The sequence below is a fragment of the Megasphaera sp. UPII 135-E genome (assembly GCF_000221545.1).
GTDB classification, from domain to species: domain Bacteria; phylum Bacillota; class Negativicutes; order Veillonellales; family Megasphaeraceae; genus Megasphaera; species Megasphaera hutchinsoni.
This window is the reverse complement of the sequence record NZ_AFUG01000008.1, coordinates 166,538-172,537: the sequence shown is the minus strand read 5'-3', so window position 1 is coordinate 172,537 and position 6,000 is coordinate 166,538. Positions and strand designations below refer to the sequence as shown.

Here is a 6,000-nt window from a genome sequence, read left to right as displayed (position 1 = left end):
GGTTAACATGAAATTGCTTTTTTGTAGGAGTTTTATTGTTTATATTGGAGAAATAATCCTGTTAAGTAGAGGATAATGGAAATGCCGGTAAAGAAAAAGGTAATTTGCAAGGGAAAGGTAAAAGCTTCACCAGTGAGCAGTCCGATAATTAAGGATAGGGTAGGTGAAACGTACAAACAAATACCCGAAACGGTGATGGGAGCATATTTGATGCCTGCTGTAAAAAAGAGCATGGGAATAGCTGTTACGGGTCCCGTTGCGGGTAATAAGAGCCATTGCCAACCTGTTAAGACCCCGTATGCACCGATATGATTCCATTCGGAAAAGAAAATAAAGAGGAGTGCAAAGGGAACCATGCTAATTGATTCGAGTCCGACCGAAAGAAGGCTGTCTAAGGTGATTCGTTTTTTTAATAGGCTGTATGCTGCCCAAGTAGCACAGGTAAGGATTGCGATATAGGGTACTTCTCCATATAAGAAAATGGCGATGACAAAGCCTAGACTTGCAAAAAATACGGCGAGTTTTTGCAAGCGGCTGAGGGGTTCGTGAAAGAGAATACCGCCAAAAAAAATGACCACTACGGGATTCACGAAGTAGGCTAAACTGGATTGTAAGATGTACTCATGCGTCATAGAATAAATAAAGATGGCCCAGTTACATGTAATCATTAGACAGGCACCGAGAATGTAGAGCCATTCCTTTTTTATTTGTCTAAGACAGACTGAAAGGGAGAATTTCTTTTGGATGAAAAGGATGATAACACATAGTACGGCGGACCAAATAATACGGTTAGCTAAAATGTAAAGAGAGGGAACTTGTTGTAGTAATAACCAAAATAAAGGCAGTAATCCCCAGATACATTGCCCTATTAATACGTTCATTATATGTTTTTTCATAGAGCCTCCTGTTTATCAATATGACTCATTATAACAAGAATAGGCTGAATATGAAAAGGGAGAAGATGAATTTGGGATAAATATGTTATACTGAGGTAAAGTCTATGGGAGGACGAGGAAATGAAGCGAAAGCGTATTTATTTGATTGCTTGTGGTGGTACGATTGCCGGAATTGGCACGGATGCCTGCGATCTTACGCAATATAAGGCAGGGCAAACAACGTGGCAAGAAATGGTACAAGCCGTACCATTTGTACGGGAGATAGCAGAGCTAGAAGGGGAACAGTATTGTAATATAGACAGTTCCGATATGACAGAAGCTCATTGGTTAGGATTGGCTGCACGTGTACAAGCGATTGTGGATGATCCAATATATGATGGGGTTGTGCTTACGCATGGTACAGATACTCTTGAAGAAACGGCGTATGCGTTGAATCTTTTGGTGCATACGGAAAAACCGGTGGTGATAACGGGGGCGATGCGGCCGGCAACGGCGTTAAGTGCGGATGGTCCATTGAATTTTCTAGCAGCCGTACAAACGGCTTGTGATGCTGCGGCTGGTTCGTATGGCGTGTTAGTACTGCTTAATAATCGTTTGTGTGCTGCTCGTTTTGTGGAAAAAATGGATACGATGCAGGTGGACGCGTTTCAGTCACGGCAACAGGGATATGTGGGGATCGTTCAAGATGGAAAACCCGAATTTTATCAGCGGCCAGTGAAACGGTGTACGCAGCAATCGCAATTATATTTACCCGTGACAAATACCTTGCCCTATGTACCGATTGTGTATTGTCATGTCGGTATGCGTGGTAATATTTTCCCCTTTTTTGCTAATGACAATGCTAAGGCGATTATTTTGGTAGGTATGGGACATGGACGTGTGTCAGAAGTGATTAAAAATGAGGTTATGGCGTTACAACAGCGAAGAATTTTATGTGTGCGTACGAGTCGAACCTTCGGTGGCATGGTGACGAAAGTTGATGAGTATGCAACGTGGTTGTGGGCGAATTCTTTGTCGCCACAAAAAGCAAAGATCGTTGTGCAGTTGGCCTTAGCACAGGGGTATTCAGCTGCACAGATACAAGATATCCTTAACACACATTAGGGGGATTTTCTTGTTCTCTTTTTGTTACTATGGTACAATAACAGCGAAAGAAGGCTATTGCTGTTTTTAAGGAGGATTGGATGATGAAGGCAATAATGCGTCGGATTTGCTTGATGAGTATGGTGATGACGTTAGGTATGGGGTGTATGCAGGGTGATATAATGGGAAAATCCCCAGAAAGTACATTGGCGATAGAGTCGTTTTATCAGCATAAGTTTATTCAGGGACGAGGCGAGGCTTTTCATCCGAATGAATATATTACACGGGAAGGATTGGCGACGATTCTTGCACGTATGATTGGTTCACCTGTTGGGCGGATGCATTCATATAAGGATGTAAAAGGACGTTGGTCGGAACAAGCTATTGCTACCGTACAGCAAAAGAAAATTATGACGGGTACGAAGACACGGCTGTTTTATCCAGAAAGACGAATATCGCGGCAGCAATTTGCTATTATTTTATATAATTATATGAAATATCAGAAATGGGATGTATCACGTCAAGGAAAACGTTATCGAGATGATAAACAGATTGAGGCGAAGGCGAAACGGGCGGTGTATGCTGTTGCTACGTATGATATTATGCCTATGACGAAAGAATCCTTTTTACCTCGTGCATGGGTTACACGGAAAGAAGCGGTAATGTGGTTGCATCGGTTATATGTACAGGAAGAAGCACGGATGAAGCAGGCTCATACGACCAATCTTATGGAAACCAGTGGTGTGAAAGGAATTGTACCTGCATCAGCAAAAGGTGTTGTACCAGTTGTAGTTGAGGAAAAACAAATCGAACAGGCTGTTTTTGCGATACTAGAAAAGGAATATGGTTCCATTAAAGCGTTTTCGGAAGATGGCGTATTGTATTGGCAAGGGGATATATTGCATGTGCGTATGAAAAGCACGGTGCATCGAGAAGCCGTACAACGTTGTGTAGCGGTGATGCCGCAGACTATGGCGGTACGGGTTACCGTACAAGCTGCACAGTATAGCACAGTCGATTATCAGCGATTGATAGAGAAAGCAAAACAGGTGTACATTGCTCATAATCCACAAGGCAAGGTACAAGATGCTCGCATTAATTACATACAGGAAAAAATTGTGTTTAAAATGAAAGGAATGTCGACCGAAACGCGTCAAGCGTTACAAGATGCGGTGGGAAATGTCTTGTTATTGATCGTCATATAGGATGGAAGAGATGAAAGTAAAACAAGTTATATGCTGTTTGCTGATTGGAGGTATATTCTCTTTGTCGGCATATGGGATGGAGCCATATCAAGATATCGCATTAGTACAGGGACAGGATGCGATCACTTATTTGCAGCAGACCCAGGGTTTACGTGTGTTTCCTGGTCCGTTATTGCAGCCTCATAAGCCCATTACACGGCAAGAATTGATGCAGTTGATTTGGGATGTCGATGGGAATTTGGGGAGATTGTCATTACAGGAGAAAAGATTCGCTCCGCTAGTGTTGGCGATGATTGTGCCATCTTCTTGGAAAGAACAGACACTGTCAAAAGTAGTGACAAAAGCGGAATTAGCGGATATTTTGGAGGCATGGCAGAAGGTAAATCAATGGCAGCCAATAAAAGGACAAACGTTATCTATGTCAACAACGCCTGTATCACGGTTAGAAGCGATACAAGCGGTGTACGCTGCGTTATATGGAAATAAAGTACATGTAAATTATCAGTTACGAGAAGAGCAGATTTGGCAACGATTGCTGTCATATTATGGTTCTTCAACGGCATTTTTGACAGAAGGGGTACTATATCGTCAAGGGGAAACGTATATTATTGGCGTGTATCCGGAAAAAATGGAACAAATGATAGCTCTCTTTGCAGAAATGCGAGAATTCGTACGTATTAAACCGATTCGGTGGAGTTATGAAACGTATACTACGTATATGAAAGAGGTACAACAGGTGCTTGCGGTAAGGGAACCGATGAATGCAACGGGATATATCATTCCCGATTTTGAACAAGAACGCTTGCTTTGTGTGGTACCTCATCCTGTTGGCGAAAAGACAAAACAACAGGTTGCAGCATTGGTGGGATCTAGGCATGTGCAGTTTGTTTTGCTTGGTGAGAAACCGGTAAAAGCAGATCGTGATACCACCGTAAAAGGTATTTATTATGCACCTTATGCGGTGGGGATTACAGCTGATATGGAACGGCTTATTCGGGATTTTGAGTATAGTTTAATTCATGGATAGCTGGATTTAAGTAATAGGTTAAAGCAGTTGTTTTTATATAGTCTAGAGGATGTTTCGAGGAAGAATAGGGGAGAGAGTTATGAATAGTTTTTTACCATATGCTATTGTTGTGGGTGTAGTGGTAATTTTTTTCTGTATTTGCTATGTTTTGTTTTCAGGATCGTCAACGAAAAAAAAGAAAAAACGCAAACTCCTCAAGATGGAACAGAAAGGGCATCTAGATAATCGGGGTATGCAAAATTCCTTTCAGACGTCACCAGTGCCACGAGTATCGCAAGTACCGATACAGCAACGGGAGGAAAATCCACAGGAAACACGGTTTGTGACGACGAAGGGGGAAGTTGTACGGCGTGATGGAAAAATGGTGTATGAAGAACCTCCAGCAACGGCATCTGGCACAACGAATAGGGAATTTACACGGGCTTTATCGCGAGCGGAATTATTAGCAGCGATGGAAAAAGTAGATAAAGAAGAAGCTGCATCGAAAAAGGCAATACAGGAAGAGCAGAAAAAAAAGACATGCTTACAACAGGCGGCAGAAGAAACAAATCCGTTAGATCAATTAGGGGCGATTGTGACGGCCGATTTATTAGCTAAGACACAGTCTTCTTCCTCTATGGGAGAAAAAGACGATGAGGTGGACGAAGCAACACAGATTATTCAGCGGCAGGATCTTTCCAAAGAGGTACCACGCAAGGAAACGTCGCTTTTGGGAAGACGAGAAAATATTATGATTACCGAGACGAGTGTGCCGGCATCCCCCCTTGTTATACTTACGGATAAACAGGTAGAACAAGCCGTAGCGGCTTCTCCCTTTATGCAAGAATGGGTACAGCGGTTTATTCAGCGTTTTGGTGAAGGCATGGGAGAACGGCGTAGATTAGTTAGCTCTATTACGGCTTCTGCCTTTGCTTGTGTGGGATGTCAGAAGGATGCGGAACGGCAACAGTTGGTAGCCTCTCTTTCTGTACAAGAAGCGTTGGAAAAAGTACAACGAGTGTATGTAACTCAACCGTATCCTTATGTGAAATATATGGCATTGACCGCATTTTATGATATTGCCAGAGGTCGCACTATTTCAACACGACCTGTTGTCGCTATGGATGCACTTAATGTGATGCCTTATTTAACAACGCCTCATTATCAAATTTTATCGATTTTATTACGCTTTTTATATTTGCCGGATCAAACTAATGTAGATAAAGAAACGTTTTGTTCTTTCTTGGATACAAAAGTATTACCTTTTTTTACGAATTTTCCTATGGCTACGGCATATTATCAACAATTAGAGCATGTACGGTGTTTATTTAGAGAAAATAAAGAAACTCGTTTTGCTGAAATATTAGCTAATTCTTATCCTTTATTATTTGGTTATCGAGGGATGACGGAGGATGAATTGCATCAGGCTTTGCATGGTAAGTATTCTCCGAAGGGGTGGATAGTACCATCGGTTTATGCGTCTTTCTTCAAATTAGCTTTGGCGAATGAGCTAGGAATGACGAAGTTTTTCCGAGATGCGTGCATTCCAGATAGGAAAATACAACAACGGTTATTGCAATTAGCGAAAAAACGTCCCGTTCACTTTAGTGGCGAAGAAGCCCTATATATTATGGAACGTATTTCACCCATATTGTCAGAATTAAGTGATATTTGGGATAGTTCGCCTTTGAAGGTGTCAACACTATCTTTATTAGGCTTATATTTAGCACAAGGTTATATTAAAAGTGAGATTGGTGAAACAGTCGATATTTCACGCTGGGTAGAATAGACAATATATCCATACAGCAAA

Annotated in this window: 5 protein-coding genes; 4 read left to right on the top strand and 1 reads right to left on the bottom strand. The window is 41.8% G+C overall.

Annotated features, from left to right (window positions below; genetic code table 11):
• Positions 1 to 32: 32 nt before the first annotated feature.
• Positions 33 to 896, bottom strand: coding sequence for an EamA family transporter RarD (gene rarD, locus HMPREF1040_RS02165; RefSeq protein ID WP_007392257.1), 864 nt, complete (start codon positions 894 to 896; stop codon positions 33 to 35).
• 120 nt (positions 897 to 1,016) lie between these two features.
• On the opposite strand from rarD, the gene HMPREF1040_RS02160 reads away from it, so the two are divergent.
• The 4 genes from HMPREF1040_RS02160 to HMPREF1040_RS02145 all read left to right on the top strand — a co-directional run bounded on the left by HMPREF1040_RS02160 (position 1,017) and on the right by HMPREF1040_RS02145 (position 5,979).
• The gene (locus HMPREF1040_RS02160) at positions 1,017 to 2,000 is read left to right on the top strand and encodes an asparaginase (RefSeq protein ID WP_007392159.1); all 984 of its coding nucleotides are present in this window, start codon (positions 1,017 to 1,019) and stop codon (positions 1,998 to 2,000) included.
• Between the two features lie 80 nt (positions 2,001 to 2,080).
• Positions 2,081 to 3,184, top strand: coding sequence for an S-layer homology domain-containing protein (locus tag HMPREF1040_RS02155; RefSeq protein ID WP_007392227.1), 1,104 nt, complete (start codon positions 2,081 to 2,083; stop codon positions 3,182 to 3,184).
• Positions 3,185 to 3,194: 10 nt separating this feature from the next.
• On the top strand, positions 3,195 to 4,211 hold the full coding sequence (locus HMPREF1040_RS02150) for a hypothetical protein (protein ID WP_007392177.1): 1,017 nt from the start codon (positions 3,195 to 3,197) through the stop codon (positions 4,209 to 4,211).
• 79 nt (positions 4,212 to 4,290) lie between these two features.
• Complete coding sequence (locus HMPREF1040_RS02145; protein WP_007392262.1) at positions 4,291 to 5,979, top strand: LPO_1073/Vpar_1526 family protein; 1,689 nt, start codon at positions 4,291 to 4,293, stop codon at positions 5,977 to 5,979.
• Positions 5,980 to 6,000: the final 21 nt, after the last annotated feature.